This window comes from Pontibacter rufus (assembly GCF_015694705.1).
Lineage (GTDB): Bacteria > Bacteroidota > Bacteroidia > Cytophagales > Hymenobacteraceae > Pontibacter > Pontibacter rufus.
This window is the reverse complement of record NZ_JADQDR010000014.1, coordinates 35738-52522: the sequence shown is the minus strand read 5'-3', so window position 1 is coordinate 52522 and position 16785 is coordinate 35738. Positions and strand designations below refer to the sequence as shown.

The 16785-nt window shown below is 50.3% G+C and carries 16 protein-coding genes; 7 read left to right on the top strand and 9 right to left on the bottom strand.

The window, feature by feature from the left end; all coding sequences use genetic code 11:
- Positions 1–62: 62 nt before the first annotated feature.
- Entirely contained in the window at positions 63–1319 is a 1257-nt protein-coding gene (locus I2I11_RS19415; protein ID WP_196269414.1) for a pyridoxal phosphate-dependent aminotransferase, read from the top strand.
- 106 nt (positions 1320–1425) lie between these two features.
- On the opposite strand, the gene I2I11_RS19410 is transcribed toward I2I11_RS19415, so the two are convergent.
- Positions 1426–1884: an Lrp/AsnC ligand binding domain-containing protein gene (locus tag I2I11_RS19410; RefSeq protein WP_196269413.1), complete on the bottom strand. Its 459-nt coding sequence runs from the start codon at positions 1882–1884 to the stop codon at positions 1426–1428.
- A gap of 166 nt (positions 1885–2050) precedes the next feature.
- Here I2I11_RS19410 and I2I11_RS19405 point away from each other — a divergent pair, with 166 nt between their 5' ends.
- Positions 2051–3004, top strand: a complete 954-nt coding sequence (locus I2I11_RS19405) for an asparagine synthetase A (RefSeq protein ID WP_196269412.1) — start codon at positions 2051–2053, stop codon at positions 3002–3004.
- Positions 3005–3217: 213 nt separating this feature from the next.
- Here the strand turns inward: I2I11_RS19405 and I2I11_RS19400 are convergent, their stop codons facing one another.
- The 7 genes from I2I11_RS19400 to I2I11_RS19370 form a co-directional block, all read right to left on the bottom strand.
- Positions 3218–4594 carry a LutB/LldF family L-lactate oxidation iron-sulfur protein gene (locus I2I11_RS19400; RefSeq protein ID WP_196269411.1) on the bottom strand — a complete coding sequence of 459 codons (1377 nt, stop codon included), beginning with the start codon at positions 4592–4594 and terminating at the stop codon, positions 3218–3220.
- 152 nt (positions 4595–4746) lie between these two features.
- On the bottom strand, positions 4747–6411 hold the full coding sequence (locus tag I2I11_RS19395; RefSeq protein WP_196269410.1) for a M28 family peptidase: 1665 nt from the start codon (positions 6409–6411) through the stop codon (positions 4747–4749).
- A gap of 23 nt (positions 6412–6434) precedes the next feature.
- Positions 6435–6920, bottom strand: coding sequence for a 2-C-methyl-D-erythritol 2,4-cyclodiphosphate synthase (gene ispF / locus I2I11_RS19390; protein WP_196269409.1), 486 nt, complete (start codon positions 6918–6920; stop codon positions 6435–6437).
- A gap of 217 nt (positions 6921–7137) precedes the next feature.
- On the bottom strand, positions 7138–8238 hold the full coding sequence (locus tag I2I11_RS19385) for an alkene reductase (RefSeq protein WP_196269408.1): 1101 nt from the start codon (positions 8236–8238) through the stop codon (positions 7138–7140).
- Between the two features lie 121 nt (positions 8239–8359).
- A complete protein-coding gene (locus I2I11_RS19380; protein WP_196269407.1) occupies positions 8360–9178 on the bottom strand; it encodes an aldo/keto reductase in 819 nt (272 codons plus the stop codon).
- Between the two features lie 65 nt (positions 9179–9243).
- A complete protein-coding gene (locus tag I2I11_RS19375; protein WP_196269406.1) occupies positions 9244–9693 on the bottom strand; it encodes a MarR family winged helix-turn-helix transcriptional regulator in 450 nt (149 codons plus the stop codon).
- A 240-nt stretch (positions 9694–9933) separates the two neighbouring features.
- The gene (locus I2I11_RS19370; RefSeq protein ID WP_196269405.1) at positions 9934–11199 is read right to left on the bottom strand and encodes a M16 family metallopeptidase; all 1266 of its coding nucleotides are present in this window, start codon (positions 11197–11199) and stop codon (positions 9934–9936) included.
- Between the two features lie 246 nt (positions 11200–11445).
- Between I2I11_RS19370 and I2I11_RS19365 the strand changes: the two genes are divergently transcribed.
- The 3 genes from I2I11_RS19365 (at position 11446) to ytxJ (ending at position 14237) form a co-directional block, all read left to right on the top strand.
- Positions 11446–13425, top strand: coding sequence for an alpha-ketoacid dehydrogenase subunit alpha/beta (locus tag I2I11_RS19365; RefSeq protein ID WP_196269404.1), 1980 nt, complete (start codon positions 11446–11448; stop codon positions 13423–13425).
- An 85-nt stretch (positions 13426–13510) separates the two neighbouring features.
- Positions 13511–13714 (top strand): hypothetical protein, encoded by a 204-nt coding sequence (locus I2I11_RS19360; RefSeq protein ID WP_196269403.1) that lies wholly within the window; start codon positions 13511–13513, stop codon positions 13712–13714.
- Between the two features lie 181 nt (positions 13715–13895).
- Entirely contained in the window at positions 13896–14237 is a 342-nt protein-coding gene (gene ytxJ, locus I2I11_RS19355) for a bacillithiol system redox-active protein YtxJ (protein WP_196269402.1), read from the top strand.
- Between the two features lie 144 nt (positions 14238–14381).
- Here the strand turns inward: ytxJ and I2I11_RS19350 are convergent, their stop codons facing one another.
- A complete protein-coding gene (locus tag I2I11_RS19350) occupies positions 14382–14789 on the bottom strand; it encodes an OsmC family protein (RefSeq protein ID WP_196269401.1) in 408 nt (135 codons plus the stop codon).
- A 72-nt stretch (positions 14790–14861) separates the two neighbouring features.
- On the opposite strand from I2I11_RS19350, the gene I2I11_RS19345 reads away from it, so the two are divergent.
- Positions 14862–15596, top strand: coding sequence for a hypothetical protein (locus I2I11_RS19345; protein WP_370583021.1), 735 nt, complete (start codon positions 14862–14864; stop codon positions 15594–15596).
- Positions 15597–15706: 110 nt separating this feature from the next.
- The gene (gene lipA / locus I2I11_RS19340; protein ID WP_230680453.1) at positions 15707–16618 is read left to right on the top strand and encodes a lipoyl synthase; all 912 of its coding nucleotides are present in this window, start codon (positions 15707–15709) and stop codon (positions 16616–16618) included.
- Positions 16619–16785 lie beyond the last annotated feature (167 nt).

Genomic DNA, 16785 nt, shown 5'->3' with positions numbered 1-16785 from the left:
GCTTACACCATACTTTGCCGGAAACCGTAACTTGTAAAGATTAACTTAAAACAAGACTTTCCATGACCGTTTCTAAAATGGCGCAAAACCTCATTGGCTCTGAAATTATAAAGGTAGCCGGCGAGGTAAACGCGATGATAGCCCGGGGTGAACCGATTTGTAACCTCACCATCGGCGATTTCGACCCAGGCATATTCCCAATTCCGACAGAACTCAAAAATCAAATCATACAGGCTTATGAGCAGGGGCATACCAATTACCCGCCGGCCAATGGCGTAGCGGTACTGCGGGAGGCAGTGGCGGCCTTTACTCAGGATAAGCTGGGCTTGTCTTACCCCGAGGAAGATATTCTGGTAGCCGGTGGCTCGCGCCCGCTGATTTATGCTACCTACCTGGCCATCGTTGACCCTGGTGATAAAGTCGTTTTCCCGACGCCCTCCTGGAACAACAATCACTATTGCCATTTGTCGGGCGCGACGCCCGTGATGGTGGAAACCGGGCCGGAAAATAATTTTATGCCTACGGCAGCCGACGTGAAACCACACCTGAAAGGCGCTGCTTTGCTGGCTCTGTGTTCGCCCCTGAACCCCACAGGCACCATGTTTACGAAGAAGGACTTGCAGGAAATATGCGACCTGGTGCTGGAAGAAAACCACAGCCGCTCCGAAGGCGAAAAGCCGCTGTACATCCTCTACGATCAGATTTACTGGATGCTGACCTTCGGTGGTGCCGCGCATTACGACCCCGTAAGCCTGCGGCCGGAACTAAAGGATTATGTGGTATACATCGACGGCATCTCCAAATCTTTTGCTGCCACCGGTGTGCGTGTAGGGTATGCCTATGGTCCTGCCCTGGTGATGAGTAAGATGAAAGCCATACTTGGCCACGTGGGCGCCTGGGCGCCGAAAGCCGAGCAAACAGCCACGGCTGCTTTTCTGAAGCAGCCGGAGAAAGTAGCTGCCTTTATGGGTACCTTTAAGCCCAAAGTGCAGGAGAGCCTGGATGTATTGTATAACGGGTTTCGGCAACTGAAAGCAGATGGCTTTGCCGTAGATGCCATTGAGCCGATGGGTGCCATCTACCTCACAGTGAAAATTGATCTGGCCGGCAAAACCACTCCCGATGGCAAACAGTTGCAAAACAGCCAGGATGTAACCTTCTACGTTTTGCAGGAAGCCAAACTGGCGGTCGTGCCGTTCTCTGCCTTCGGTACCAGCCGCGACCTGAACTGGTTCAGGTTATCGGTGGGCGGCGCTTCGCTGGAAAGCATTAAAGCCTCTCTGCAGAACCTGCGTGCTGCCTTGCAGAAGCTGAAGTAAGTATAAGTGCAAACAGCTTAGGTTGTAGATTGCTAAAGAACCCAGCCCGGCTCCTCCCGAAGGGGCCGGGCTGGGTTCTTTTTATCTTAAGTTCACACCTGGGTTATTACTCTAAAACTATCTGGCGGCTTATACTTTCTTCCAGCGAAATCAGTGTTTCGGTACGCTCTACACCATTTACAGTTTGCAGCTTTTCGTTCAGCACCTCACGCAGGTGCTTTGTATCGCGGCATATAAGTTTGGCGAACATACTATAGGAACCCGTGGTATAGTGCAGTTCTACAATCTCCGGTATCAGGCGCATTTGCTCTACGGCCTCTTTATACTCAGAGCCTCTTTCCAGGAACACTCCAATAAAAGCACAGATATCATAGCCAACAGCTGAAGGGTTTACCAGGAGTTGTGAGCCTTTCACCACGCCCATTTCGTTCAGCTTCTTCATACGTACATGTATGGTGCCCCCCGAAACATTCAGTTCTTTGGCTATATCTGTATAGGCGCGTGTTACGTCCTTCATTAATAGCTGTAAAATCTGCTTGTCCAGATTATCAATTTCGTAATTCATACCTCCCTATACTTAGTGGTTTTAACAAAGTTTCAATCAAAAAATAATATCGTTGCAATATTTAAAATTTTAAAAATTAATTTTTGATAAATTTGTAATTTACAATAGCGTTATTTATATTTGTTAAATATTAAATCATCATACGTTAACAAATTGCTAAAATAACATGGAGTTACAAACCCTCGACACGGCAAAGGAACTGGACACTACCTTACAGCATCTCAGCCGCCCCCTGCTGCCCAAAGTACTACAGGTACAGCAAGGCATTGTGCGGGCTACCCACGATTTTATGTTCAGAAAAGGCCTGACGCAGCTTATGCCGCTCATGCTTTCTCCTATTACAGATCCTCTGAACCATGGTGTGGTTGATGCCACTATCGGTTATGCCGAGCAACGTTGGAGCCTGACCAAATCGATGATCTTTCATAAGCAACTGGCCCTGCTGAATCCTGGATTAAGCAGTATCTATATTATTTCGCCCAACGTACGCCTGGAGTTTGCCGACCGTGCCGGTACCGGCCGCCACCTGTTCGAATTTACTCAGATAGATTTCGAGTTTAAAGGCAAAGATCGCTTTTTTGTGATGGAATTTATGGAGGAACTGGTAAATTTTGTTTTTGCACGCCTCAACAAGGAAATTCCGGAGCTATTGCTGGAATTGCGCGGGGAGTTGTTGCCGCAATTTGAGAAATGGCCTGTGTTCCGCACCGAGAAGCTGGAAGCTGCCCTGGGCCCAGATTATGAACACATCAAATCAGAAGAAATGACAACTCCGTTCTGGCTGCTGAACCACAAGCGGGAGTTTTATGACAAAGAAGATCCGGCAAAGCAAGGTACTTACCTGAACTATGATTTAATCTGGCCCGAAGGGTTTGGCGAAGGATTATCCGGCGGTGAGCGCGAGCATGAATACCACCAGATACGGAAGCGCATGGCTGATGTAGGTACCAACGAGGAGGCATTCAGCCATTACCTGACTGTTGCGAAAGAGGGAGGACTGCCCAAAACTGCAGGTGCAGGCTTCGGTGTGGAGCGCATGACCCGCTTTATCTGCCGCCTGAAAGATGTGGATGAAGTGACTGCTTTCTCACGCAAGCCATTCACCTCTGCCATCTTCTAAAATATATCTGTATGGATGATAATGATAATGGAGATAATCCAGCGAATTCCATAAAATAGAAAGGCCTGCATACTTGCAGGCCTTTTTGGCTTAGGTGTTATTTTGAAAACAGACCTCTTATGGAAGCCAGACGCTTCGGGAGCTCTGCGAGCGTCTGATTCTTTCGGGATTTTATACTTCAGGCCACTTAATAAACATGACCTGAATCAAAGATTAAGATTTATTCTTTTCTTTCCAGAGTTGGTTGAATGATTTTTTAGGTACATGCAGCGGCTCACGGCGCTTACTCCAGGTATCCTTCAGCACATATTTCAGCACAAAGTTTTTGACGCCGGCCGGGGCCAGGTTCAGGAGCGTGCGGCTCTTCATGGCCTTCAGCCAGAATTTAAAAGCTGTTTTTTCCTGGTTATCGGCCAGTCCCTCATCCACGCTTTGTTTGCGGTTAAGCAGCAGCAGGTTGTGGATATTAATTTTTACCGGGCACACCGAGGTGCAGGCGCCGCACAGCGAACTGGCAAAGCTCAGGTGCTTGTTTTCGGCCATACCATCGTAATGCGGCGTAATGACGGAGCCAATCGGACCCATATAGGTACTCTCGTACGTATGGCCGCCAATGTTTTTATATACCGGGCACACGTTCAGGCAGGCGCCGCAGCGGATGCAGTTCAGCGCTTCGCGTTTTTCGGGCAGGGCCAGTAAATCTGTGCGGCCATTGTCGAGCAGGATCACATACATTTCCTCGGGGCCATCTTTCTCCTGCGGCTGGCGCGGGCCCGACAGGATGGTATTATATACTGTTACCTGCTGGCCGGTGCCGCTGGTGCTGAGTAGTGGCCAGAATAAATCCAGGTCCATTACCGATGGCAACATTTTTTCGATGCCTACTATGGCGATATGTGTTTTCGGGAAAGTAGTGGAGAGGCGTGCATTTCCTTCGTTTTCGGTTACGGCAATACCGCCGATATCAGCCAGCAGAAAGTTACCGCCCGTAATGCCTATCTCCGCCGAAGTATACTTCTCGCGGAGCAGCTTGCGTGCGGTTAATACCAGTTCCTGTGCATCGTCGGTGGGAGCGATGTGCAGTTTTTCTACAAACAGATCGGCAATGTCTTTTTTAGACATGTGCATGGCTGGCGTTACAATATGGTAAGGCCGCTGATCAGCCAGTTGCACAATGTACTCGCCTAAGTCGGTTTCCACCACATCAATGCCGTTTTTCTCGAGGTACTCGTTCAGGTGAATTTCCTCGGTGCTCATCGACTTGGATTTCACCACCGAGCGCGCGCGTTTGCGCTTCATAATCTCGCCGACTTCCTTTAAAGCTTCCTGTGCGTCGCGCGCCCAGATTACTTTGCCGCCACGGGACGTAAAGTTCGCTTCAAACTCCATCAGGTACTTGTCTAAGTTGTTGATGGTGTTGGTTTTGATATACGAACCGCGCTCCCGGGCCAGCTCGTGGTCAGTATATTGGGTAAGGCCACGCTGCACGGCGGCATCATACTTGCCTATGTTGAATTTTATAGTGGCGCGATGCCCCTGGTCAAACGCTTTTGTTTCTGCATCCTGCAGAAACTGTTTTAACTTGCTCATTCTGTCTCCCCTACGGTGTCTCCTGGTATGTAAAAACAGCAGGAGGTGCTATTTAAAAAAGAAAAACACCCTTAAAGTTAGGGTGTTTTTCTGAAAGTGAATAATGCTAAACTTTATTTATGTATAACGCCAGTTAGCATAATTATAGTATGTTACTTTTTGTTGCTGTCTACTACAATGCGATTGTCGCGGTTGGCCAGCTCCCAGGCCACGTGAAATGCCAGCCTGGCCACCTTCTGCGCGCTCTCGAAGTTGATTTTTTCTACTTCATCGCCCGGCTTGTGATAATCGTCGTGTACGCCGTTAAAGTAAAACACGATCGGAATACCGTTTTTGGCGAAATTATAGTGGTCGGAGCGGTAATAGAAGCGGTTCGGGTCGTTTTCGTCATTAAAAGTATAATCCAGCTTCAGGTGGGTATACTTCTCGTTCATAGCGGTGTTTATCTGGTCTAACTCAGACGAAAGCTTGTCTGCGCCAATCACATAGATATAGTTGCTGTCGTTGGTTTTCTCATGCTCATAATCCATGCGGCCAATCATATCGATATTTACATCCGCTACCGTGTTCTCCAGCGGGAAAACCGGGTTCTCGGAGTAGTATTCCGAGCCGAGCAAGCCCTTCTCTTCGCCCGTAACCGTCATAAACAACACGCTGCGGCGCGGACCATACCCATCTTTCTTTGCCTGGGCAAATGCCTCGGCTACCTCCAGCACAGCCACGGTGCCGGAACCATCGTCATTGGCGCCGTTGTATATTTTATCGCCCACCAGCGTGGAATCTGTGCCTACGTGATCGTAGTGCGCAGTTACTACCACCACTTCATCTTTCTTGTCGGTGCCTTCTATAAAGCCCAGCACGTTTTCTGTGGAGAGCGGCTCTGCCACACGCTCCGTCTGTATTTTCACGTCTTTGGCTGCCGTAAAGGTCGATACCGCCGGTGCTCCTTTAGCTGCTACTTTTTCAGGGTAGTCAAACAGCTTGTCCATGGTGGTGCCCAGCAGCGAGGCGCCTACAACCGGCGAAATAAACATGGTAGCCGCCGTGGCCTGGTCGCCGGTGCTTTTCATGCCGATAGATGGCCGGCCGGCGCGTGCTTTGTAACGTTCTGTCAGGCTGTTAAATTCGGCATCGCTGGTGCCCGTAACAATGAGGACTGCCTTTGCGCCGTGTTCGGTAGCGGCGTTGCGCTTGCTGCGGTAATCGTTGCCCCAGTCAGAAGCTTTGTCGCTGCCGCTGATGATAAAGTTGCCGCTGGCATCTTTTGGCTCGCCGGCCAGCACTACTACCACTTTGCCGGTCACATCTTTGCCGGCATAATCGTTAAATTTCGGATCATCGATGCCGTATCCCACAAACACCACATCGGCGGGTTGCTCGGTTTGGTAAGGTGAGCCACCCAGCACAAAGAAGTCCTTCATCATCAGGTACTTTTCTTTGCCCACGCTGATATGACCCTGGCCCCACTGGCTTTTCTCCAGGTCGAAAGACTGGTAGTATGGATTGCTGCCGGTTTTAACAGGGCCGGCTAAACCGTCTTCTTTAAAGTGGCTGGAGATGTATTCCGCTGCCATTTTTTGTCCTTTGGAACCCGTGTCGCGGCCTGCAAAAGAGTCGGAGGCGATAACGTGCAGGTGTTCCGAAAGATCTGCTGCTGTAATGGTCTCGGCATACTTCTGCGAAACCTCTGCCAGCTTGGCCGCATCAGTAACCGGCGCTTTGGCAGTTTCAGGAGCCGAAGAAGTGGAAGGGCCTTTGGCACAGCCGGCGCTCATGGCGGCCAGCAAGGCAAAGGCATACAGGTGATTATACTTCATTTTGTTTTAAAGTTAGGTTAGGTTTATTGCTTTACGATAAGAACGGTAGCAAAGGCAGCTACGCCTTCTTTTTTGCCTACAAAGCCCAGCTGTTCGGTAGTAGTGGCTTTGATAGAAATATCTGCTTCCGGAATGCCCATCACTTCGGCGAGGCAGGTTTTCATGGCCGGGATGTGCGGATTTACTTTGGGCTCCTGCAGGCAGATGGTAGAGTCGATGTTGCCGATTTCATAGCCTTCGCGGGCCAGCAGGTGCATTACTTCCTTCAGCAGCAGCTTGCTGTCGATGCCTTTATACTTCGGGTCTTTGTCGGAGAAGTGAAAGCCGATGTCGCGCAGGTTGGCCGCGCCCAGCAGGGCATCGCAGATAACGTGTATCAATACATCGGCATCGGAGTGGCCCAGGGCGCCGTGCGTGTGCGGAATTTTAATGCCGCCGAGCCAGAAGTCGAGGCCTTCCTGCAACTGGTGCACGTCGTAGCCAAAGCCGGTTCTTATTTTCAGTTTCATGCGTTAGCGCTACAGCAAAGTATAAACGTTGCCAACCTGTTGTTTTCAGGCTGATACAAAAAGTAAAAGTAACTTAAATTGTGCTTAACTGGAAGGCACAGGTTTTCTTTTTGATGTTTATACTTTGTTTGAGCTGCTGAAGTATAGGGAAGTATAAAACGAAACAGCCGGCCACCGCAAAGTGGTCAGCTGTTTCATCTATAAAAGCGCCTTTGGTTTAAGCCTCTACCTCTGCCAGCGAAGGGTAATCGATATAGCCCTTGGCACCCGGCGTATAGAAAGTACCTGTATCCGGTTGCTGCAAATCTGCGTTCTGTTCGAAACGCTCTGCAAGGTCCGGGTTAGCGATAAACGGCACCCCGAAAGCAACCATATCGGTATCGCCCTCGGCAATTACTTTGTTGCCGCTTTCCTGTGTGAAGCCCCCGTTTATAATCAGGTTACCTTTATAGACAGGACGGTAGCGTTTGGCAATGTGCGCTTCAATAAACGGTACTTCATGGTTAGCCGGTGCAGCTTCGGTCAGGTGCAGGTAAGCCAGATTATAGTTGTTCAGCTGCGCGATAATGTAATCGTAAGTTGGGATCGTATCTTCGTTCAGCGTGATACCAAAAGCCTTGTGCAGGCTCGGGTTCAGACGCACGCCCACTTTCTCGATAGGCACAACTTTTTTAATGGAGTCCAATATCTCAAACAGAATACGCGCCCTGTTCTCTTTGGAGCCACCGTATGCGTCGGTGCGGGTGTTGGCAGACGTTACGAAGAACTGGTGAAGCAGGTAGCCGTTAGAAGCATGCACCTCTACGCCATCGAAACCGGCAGCCATGGCATTCTGTGCCGCATTGGTAAAGTCCTGCACAATTTGCTTAATTTCCGGAATAGTCAGCTCGCGTGGCGTTACCGTATCCTTAAAGCCTTGCGGTGTATAGGATTTGTCGTTCGGGTTAATGGCCGAAGGCGCTACCGGTAGTTCTCCGTTATGGAAATCGGGGTGCGACATGCGGCCCACGTGCCATAGCTGGATAAAGATCTTGCCGCCTTCGTCGTGTACAGCTTTGGTAACTTTCTTCCAGCCCTCTACTTGTTCGGGGCTGTAAATGCCTGGCGTGTTCACGTAGCCTACTCCCTGCTTCGATACCTGGGAGCCTTCTGTAATAATCAGTCCGGCCCCGGCACGTTGGGTATAATACGTTACCATCAGGTCGTTCGGCACATTGCCTTCGTTGTTGGCACGGCTGCGCGTCATAGGCGCCATCACTACCCGGTTTTTGAGTTCCAGGTCGTGTAATTTTATAGGTTTTAAAAGTGCTTGTGTCATGTTAAGTTAAAGAGTTAAAATTTATAAGGTTAGAGAGTGGAAGGTTTTGTAAACGGCTTCTGTCCTGTTCTCCGAAACCCCCTCATTCAGTTATTCAAGATTTAGCTATTCAAAATTATACTTAGTCCCATTCGGGAGCCCAGCTTGGATTGATGAGGCGCTTGTTTTCCTGCTTCAGTGCATCAATCTGCTGCATTTCGTCAGGGGTCAGTTCAAAATCGAAGATGTTGAAGTTCGACTTCATGTGCTGTTCCTTAGAGCTTCTCGGAATGGCGAGCACAGCCTCCTGCTGTATTAACCAGCGCAGCGTTACCTGTATTTCGTTCTTGTTATACTTGTCGCCGATGCTTTTCAGCGTGCTGTTGCCCATCACTTTGCCCTGTGCGATGGGGCTGTAAGCGGTTAGCGATAAATCGTGCTCCAGCAGGTAATGATGCAGTTTATCCTGGTTGATAAAAGGGTGATACTCCACCTGGTCGGTGATGATATCCGCACCGGTTGCCAGTACCTTATCCAGCAGAGCCGTGGTATGGTTGCTCACGCCGATGTACTTGGTATAGCCTTTTTCCTGCGCCTTTACCAGCTCACCCATATATTCTTCTACCGGCACCTCAGCATTTGGCCAGTGAATAAGGAGCAAATCCACATACTCACTTCCCAGTTTTTGCAGGCTTTCTTCTACCGAGGGCAAAAAGTCCTTCTTACTTAAGTTACCGGGCATGACCTTGGTCGTCAGAAATACGTCGCTTCGGGGCACACCCGATTCCCGGATGGCTTTTCCGACACTTTCCTCGTTCTTATACATCTGGGCCGTGTCGATGTGGCGGTAGCCTTCGTTCAGCGCAGCTTTCACCATGTGGTTTGCCGCTTCACTATCCAGCTGAAAAGTACCGAAACCCAGTGCCGGTATTGTTGCTCCTTTTATTTTGATATCTTTCATAAGTATATTATAATTCAGGTTTATACATTACTTGTGTATACAAATATAGAGTTAAAAAATTGCGCTTAGCCGCGCAGTTTGTCCAACATGTTGCTTACTAAAACGGCCTCCTCGTGCGATAGGTTATGGAAACGCTGGTAGAGGGCGGGCATATCTTCGTCTACTTCCTCCAGCTTCTGCAGTCCTTTTTCCGTTAAACGCACTTCAATCATACGGCGGTTGGCTTGGCAGATATCACGGGTAGCGTAGCCCTTTTCAATCAGTTTATCAATCAGGCGGGTTACATTAGAGCTGCGGTCTGCCATTCGGCACTGAATATCGCCAAAGCAAACAGGCTCCGGATGCTGCCCCCGCAAAATGCTGAGTACGTTGTGCTGCTGCAGCGTAAGTCCATGCGCACGGAAGAACGGCATTACCTGCTGATTCACCCAGTTGTTGGTAAACAACAGGTTCACGAGCAGGCGACGGTAATCGTCCTTAAAATCTTTCTGCTGTATTTCGTCTTCTATCCGCATAGTATATACGTGCCACAAAAGTAGGCTTTGTTATTTGTATATACAAGTGTTTAGTAAATAAGGTTGTGCTGTTTGTAAATCGTAGCAGGTAGCATGATGGCAGGACAAAAAGCACTGGTCTCTATAATTGACCTCGTGCTACGTGTGCACAATGGCACAAGTGTCCGCTTGCGCCAGTAGGAGCCAGGGGTCCGGATGGCAGATCTTTTTTGCCAGCCGGACCTCTGGTAAAAGCTTCTTTTATTCTTCTCCTGCTACGGCTACTTCTTTCTTTTCCGCCTTATACAGTAGCGTAGAGCAGTTATTGGGGTTTAGCACCTGGCGGGCGCAACGCTGGATGTCCTGTGGGGTTACGGCCTGCAGTTTCTCGCCTTCGGTGTTTACGAAGTTGGCATCGCCTAAAAGTTTGCCATAGGCCAGGTTCATGGCACGGTTCAGCAGCTCAATCTCCGAAAAAACAATGCTGGCTTCGGCCTGATTTTTCACCTTGTTCAGTTCCTGCTCGTCTACCAGCTCATCCATTAGCTGCTGGTTGATGGCCTCAATCGCAGCGTTTGCCTGCTGCAGATCTACGCCTTCGTTCAGCTTGCCTTGTATCATCAGCAGCCCGGCTTCAATGGAACCGGACACAGAGGCCGAGATAGAATTGAACAATTTCTGCTCTTTTACCAGCTGCTCATACAAGCGGCTCGACTTGCCCCGGCCCAGGATATCACTAACTAAATCCACGGCATAATAGTCGTCGTCGGTGCGGGCGGGCATGTGGTAGGTTTTGTAAATGGCGCTCAGGGGCACATCGGCAGAAACCTCCAGCACGCGCGGCGCGGTTTGCGGCGGCTCTGGTTTTATACTACGCTCATACTTCTCACCGGCCGGTATCGGGCCAAACCATTTTTCGGCCAGCTCTTTGGCACGGTCAAAGGTTACATCACCAGCCACCACCAGTATGGCATTGCTCGGCGCGTAGTGCTTTTTAAAGAAGGCTTTCACAATATCCATGGTAGCCTCTTCGATGTGCGAAATCTCTTTACCGATGGTTGCCCACTTATACGGGTGCTCTTTGTAGGCTAGTGGGCGCAGCTTCAGCCATACATCACCGTAAGGCTGGTTCAGGTAGTTCTGCTTGAATTCCTCCACTACCACTTTGCGCTGCACTTCCAGGCCATTTTCGCTAAAGGCCAGGCTCAGCATGCGGTCTGATTCCAGCCAGAAGCCGGTTTCGATGTTCTGCGCCGGCAATGTCAGGTAATAGTTGGTAATGTCGGGGCTGGTGAAAGCATTGTTCTCGCCGCCCACACGCTGCAGCGGCTCGTCGTACACAGGTATATTCACAGAGCCGCTAAACATCAGGTGCTCAAATAAATGAGCAAAGCCGGTATGGGCTTCTTCCTCGTCGCGCGAGCCTACGTTGTACAGTACGTTCAGCACCGCTACCGGGCTGGTGTGGTCTTCGTGCACAATTACCTGCAGGCCGTTATCGAGGGTAAATTCTTTGAATTGTATCATGGTTTGGAGAGACGTTAGATTTTAGACATTAGACTCTGGACTAAAAAGAGTAAAGTACAATCATACAACTACTTTCCGAAGTAAGGCGCAATTTGCTCTTAAGGGATATTCCCGAGTTACAAACTCAAGTCTAATGCCTAGTATCTAACATCTAATTTCTCAAAATTAAAAAATTACGGGATAAATTTCAGCGCAAGCGCTAATACATTAACTTGCCAACCTATAACGAAGTTTTCCTTTTCAGAGATGAATTACAACCGCAAGGACTATACAGACGACGAACTTTTAACTTTATACAAAGCTATTCTGAAGCCCCGCTTAATTGAGGAACGTATGCTGGTGCTGCTACGCCAGGGGCGGGTAAGCAAGTGGTTTTCCGGTATCGGGCAGGAAGGCATTTCGGTTGGCGCAGCCATGGCGCTGGAGCAGGATGAGTATATTTTGCCGCTGCACCGCAACCTGGGCGTGTTTACCAGCCGCAATATTCCGCTGGGCAGGCTGTTTGCACAGTTTCAGGGCAAAACCACCGGCTTCACCAAAGGCCGCGACCGCTCCTTTCATTTCGGCACCAATGAACACCACATTGTAGGGATGATTTCGCACCTGGGCCCGCAGCTGGCGGTGGCTGATGGTATTGCGCTGGCCGATTTGCTGGAGAACAAAGAGAAAATAACGCTGGTGTTCAGCGGCGATGGCGGCGCCTCGGAAGGCGATTTCCATGAGGCGCTGAACGTGGCGGCGGTGTGGGGCCTGCCGGTTATTTTTATGATAGAGAACAACGGCTATGGTTTGTCTACGCCCAGCAACGAGCAGTTCAAATTCAGGCACTTTATCGACAAAGGTCCGGCTTATGGCATCGATGCCCTGCAGATAGATGGCAACAACGTGCTGGAAGTATACGACACCGTGCGGCAAACGGCGGCAAGTATGCGTAAAAACCCGCGCCCGATGCTGATAGAAGCCATTACGTTCAGGATGCGCGGCCACGAAGAAGCCAGCGGTACCAGGTATGTGCCGCAGGAGCTGTTTGAAAAATGGGCCAAAAAAGACCCGGTAGAAAACTTTGAGCGCTACCTGCTGGACGAGCTGGTGCTGACACAGAAGGCGATGGAAAGTATAAAAGAGGAGCTGAAAGCCGAAATAGAAGCCGGCCTGCAGGAAGCCTTTGCCCAGCCGATGCCCGAGACGAACCGCGCGGAAGAACTGGCCGATATGTACCAGCCTTTTGACCAGGAGGTGATACAGCCGGCTTCGGATGCCAAAACAGAGCGGCGCTATGTGGATGCCATTTCGGATGCCATCAGCCAAAGTATGGAGCGCTACCCCGAGCTGGTACTGATGGGGCAGGACGTGGCCGAGTATGGCGGCGTGTTTAAAGTATCCGAAGGGTTTGTAAAGAAGTTTGGCAAGAGCCGTATCCGCAACACGCCACTTTGCGAGTCGGCTATACTTGGCGTTGGTTTGGGTATGTCGGTGCGCGGGATGAAGAGTATTGTGGAGATGCAGTTTGCTGATTTTGTAACCTGCGGCTTCAACCAAATAGTGAACAACCTGGCCAAGAGCCACTATCGCTGGGGCCAGAATGCCGATGTGGTGGTACGCATGCCGACGGGCGCGGGCACGGCAGCCGGTCCGTTCCACTCGCAGAGCAACGAAGCCTGGTTTTTTCATACGCCGGGTCTGAAAGTGGTGTATCCGTCTTCGCCTTACGATGCCAAAGGCCTGCTGAATGCCGCCATCGAAGATCCGAACCCGGTGATGTACTTCGAGCACAAAATGCTGTACCGCTCCATTTCGCAGGAAATTCCGGACGATTATTATACCATCGAAATAGGCAAAGCCCGCACCGTAGCCGAAGGCACCGACCTGACCATCATCACCTACGGCATGGGCGTGCACTGGGCCAGACAACTGCAGCAGGAACTAACAGATGCCAGCTTCGAGATTCTGGATTTACGTACCTTGCTGCCCTGGGACAAAGAAGCCGTGCGTGCTGCCGTAGAAAAAACAGGCCGTGTCATCATCCTGCACGAAGACACGCTGACCGGCGGCATTGGCGGCGAAATTGCTGCCTGGATAAGCGAGTACTGCTTTGAACTGCTGGATGCGCCGGTTGCCCGCGTGGCCAGCCTGGATACCGCCGTGCCGTTTGCACCGCCGCTGGAACAGGACTTCCTGCCAGAACAGCGCCTGCGCGAGAAAGTGGAGTCCATGTTGAACTACTAAAGCCGGGAGCAGATCAGGAGGTAAGATTTATACTTGTGCTGTCTCCTGATCTCTCCTCAGGTATAAATCATAACCCAACCACGCTATGCGCCTGTTTCGTCCTTTTTGTTCCCTTTTGCTATGCCTGCTGCTGTCTGTTGCTGGCTGCCAGAGCAAAAGTATTCCATGCCCAAAGCCGAGCGGCAAAACGAGTAAAGTAAAAGGCCGGGGCGGCAACGAACTGGAGGCCATCCGCGTGCCCTTTGATAAGAATGGACGCATTAAGAAGCGGAAGAAACTACTGTTCTGATTTAGAGTATAACCACTATGTAAACAAGTTGCAATTCGGAAATAACGTTGAAATCTAATCCCTCTTGATGAGTAAGAGCATAAGTTACGCCTGGGTGGGGCGAGCTTTCAGAACGGACCACTTTCCGATTTTTGTACACTGCAACTTTAAGTATAACTAACCGAAAAGAAAGACAACATATATGAACTGGCTTCCGCTTACAAATCCCGAACAGTTGGATGAGATATTAGAAGAATCTAAAAGTACGCCCGTAGTAATATTTAAGCACAGCACCTCCTGCTCTATCAGCGCCACGGCCAAAAGCCGCCTGGAGCGCCAGTGGGACGGCGCCGGCCTCGACAATGTGAAATCATACTACCTGGACTTGCTGCGTTATCGTCCTGTATCCCGGGAAGTGGCCGAAACACTGCACGTGCACCACGAGTCGCCGCAGTTGCTGCTGGTGCAGGATGGGGTGTGTACGTATGATGCCTCGCACATGAGCATTGGCGTAGAGGCGCTGAAGAAAAAAGTAACGGCATAGCACAACTTATACTTGCCGCTGTGCCGTTAAACTGTTATACCTGCATTGCTATTATCATGCAGGTATAACAGTTTAACTAAAGCTGAGGAAGGTATACCTGATTTATACCTGGCAAAGCTTTTCCTTGCGTGGACACACTTATACTTAATACCGGAATGAAATCGTTTGTTTTACATCCGGGTGCAGGCTGAGGGCAACAGGGCAGGTGCGGGCTGCGTTTTCAAGCATAGCCTTTTCTTTGTCGGTGTAGCTTTTGCCGGCAGGCATGGTAAAATCGAGCACTACTTCGGCAATGCGGCGCGGTTCGGCGGCCATAATTTTGGTAATGTCGATCTCCATACCTTCAATGTCGATATTGGCGCGGTTGGCCACGATGCCCATAATAGTCATCATGCAACTGCCCAGCGCCGCGCTTACCAGGTCAGTAGGAGAGAAGGCCTCACCTTTGCCGTTGTTGTCCACGGGCGCGTCGGTGATGATGGTGTTGCCTGAAGCCAGGTGCTGCGCGGAAGTGCGCAGGCTGCCTTTGTATATGCTTTTGATGGTTGCCATGTGTGCTAAGTATAGTTTTGTAATAATTGTAAAATTAGTTACTTTTAATCAATCTTTAAATTAAATAAAAAGGTGGTCAGATACCTTGCGCTTGTACTTGCAGTTGCCTTAGGCCTGGCCTTGCCGGCAGCCGCCCAAACCAACGAAGATGAGTCTTTCGAGAACGAGTTGAGTTACGGTATTAACTTCAATTCCAATGGAGGGCTGATTGGAGGAGCTTTTATCCGTTCTGCTTATTACATGAATGAGCGCATGTACCAGTTTGGCGGCCTGGAAGTAGTAGAGGTAAAGCATCCGAAAGAGAACCGGTTGTATAATCTAGGCGCAGGCGATTTTTTTGTTGCCGGAAAGCAAAATTACCTGTTCGTGGTGCGTCCGCATTACGGCCGCGAACTGGTGCTGTTCCGTAAGGCTGCCGAGTCAGGGGTACAGGTAAACGCTGTGGGAGCCATTGGCCCTTCTTTGGGGTTGCTGGTGCCCTATTACATCCGCTACGATTATGGCGGGCAGGGAGGAACCGACATCCGGACTGAGCAATACGATCCGGACAAGCACCGCAACCTGGACCGGATACAGGGTAGTGCCAGTTTCCTGCAGGGCCTGGGCGAAGCGAACGTTAACCTGGGCGTTCACTTTAAAGCCGGCCTCAGCTTTGAGTATGGCCGCTACCAGGAAAGCATTACGGGGATAGAAGTAGGCTTTGCTGTGGAGGCTTATCCCAAAAAGCTCGTTATCATTCCGCAGGCTCAAAGCAGCCAGGTTTTTTCTTCCGTATACCTGAACCTGTATTACGGAAGCCGTAAATAGCGCCAGCCCGAACAAGAAGCGGCAGGTAGTTGTTAGAAGGTTAACCAGGGTGGCACACAAAACTTTGCCCGGGTTAATGTCTTACCTTATAACTTCCTATCTTTGCACCCATGGACGAATTATTGATACTTCCGGTAATACAGCCTAACGTACAGCCCGAGGGGCTTAACGCGCTGGGCAAGCCACGCAAGCCTAACTGGCTGCGCGTAAAACTGCCGGTGGGGAAGGAGTACGCAAAAGTACGCAACATCGTAGACGAGTATAAGCTGCACACTATCTGCGAGAGCGGCAATTGCCCCAACATGGGTGAGTGCTGGGGCGCAGGCACAGCCACTTTTATGATTCTGGGCAACGTATGTACCCGCAGCTGCTCTTTCTGCGCCGTAGCCACCGGCCGGCCAAATGAATATGACGAGGACGAACCGCGCCGTGTGGCAGAAGCCATCCAGCTGATGGGCGTGAAGCATGCTGTGATTACTTCTGTAAACCGCGATGAACTGAAAGATCGTGGCGCCGCCATCTGGCACGAAACAGTAAAGCAGGTAAAACTGCTGTCGCCTTCCACCACCATCGAAACCCTTATACCAGACGTAAAAGCCAACTGGGATGCGCTGATTACCATGATCTCGCCGGGACAGGAGGTGGTGTCGCATAACATGGAGACAGTAAAGGAACTTTACCGCCGTGTGCGCCCGCAGGCCAAGTATGAGCGAAGCCTGGAGCAGACCCGCCGCACCAAGGAATATGGCAAGCGCACCAAAACAGGTATTATGCTGGGCCTGGGCGAAACGCGCGAGCAGGTGTACCAGGCCATGGATGATCTGGCTGAAAATGGCTGCGATATCCTGACGCTGGGCCAGTATTTACAACCAACTAAAATGCACCTGGAGGTTGCCGAGTTTATTCACCCCGATTTGTTTGACCATTACCGGGAAGAAGGCCTGAAGCGCGGAATCAAGTATGTGGAGTCGGGGCCTTTGGTCCGATCTTCGTACCATGCCGAACGCCATGTACACGTATAAAAAGACCAGCTTTTAGCTGTTGTAAGCCCTGCTACTCTACCAGTAGCAGGGCTTTATTTTTTGTGCTGTTTTAAAGTTGCCTTTTTACAGGCTTTTTTCGGCTTTTTATATGAGCCAGTCTTCAAGTCTTAAACAACAGCGCTTTAGAAGAGCAAATTTCTGTTAAG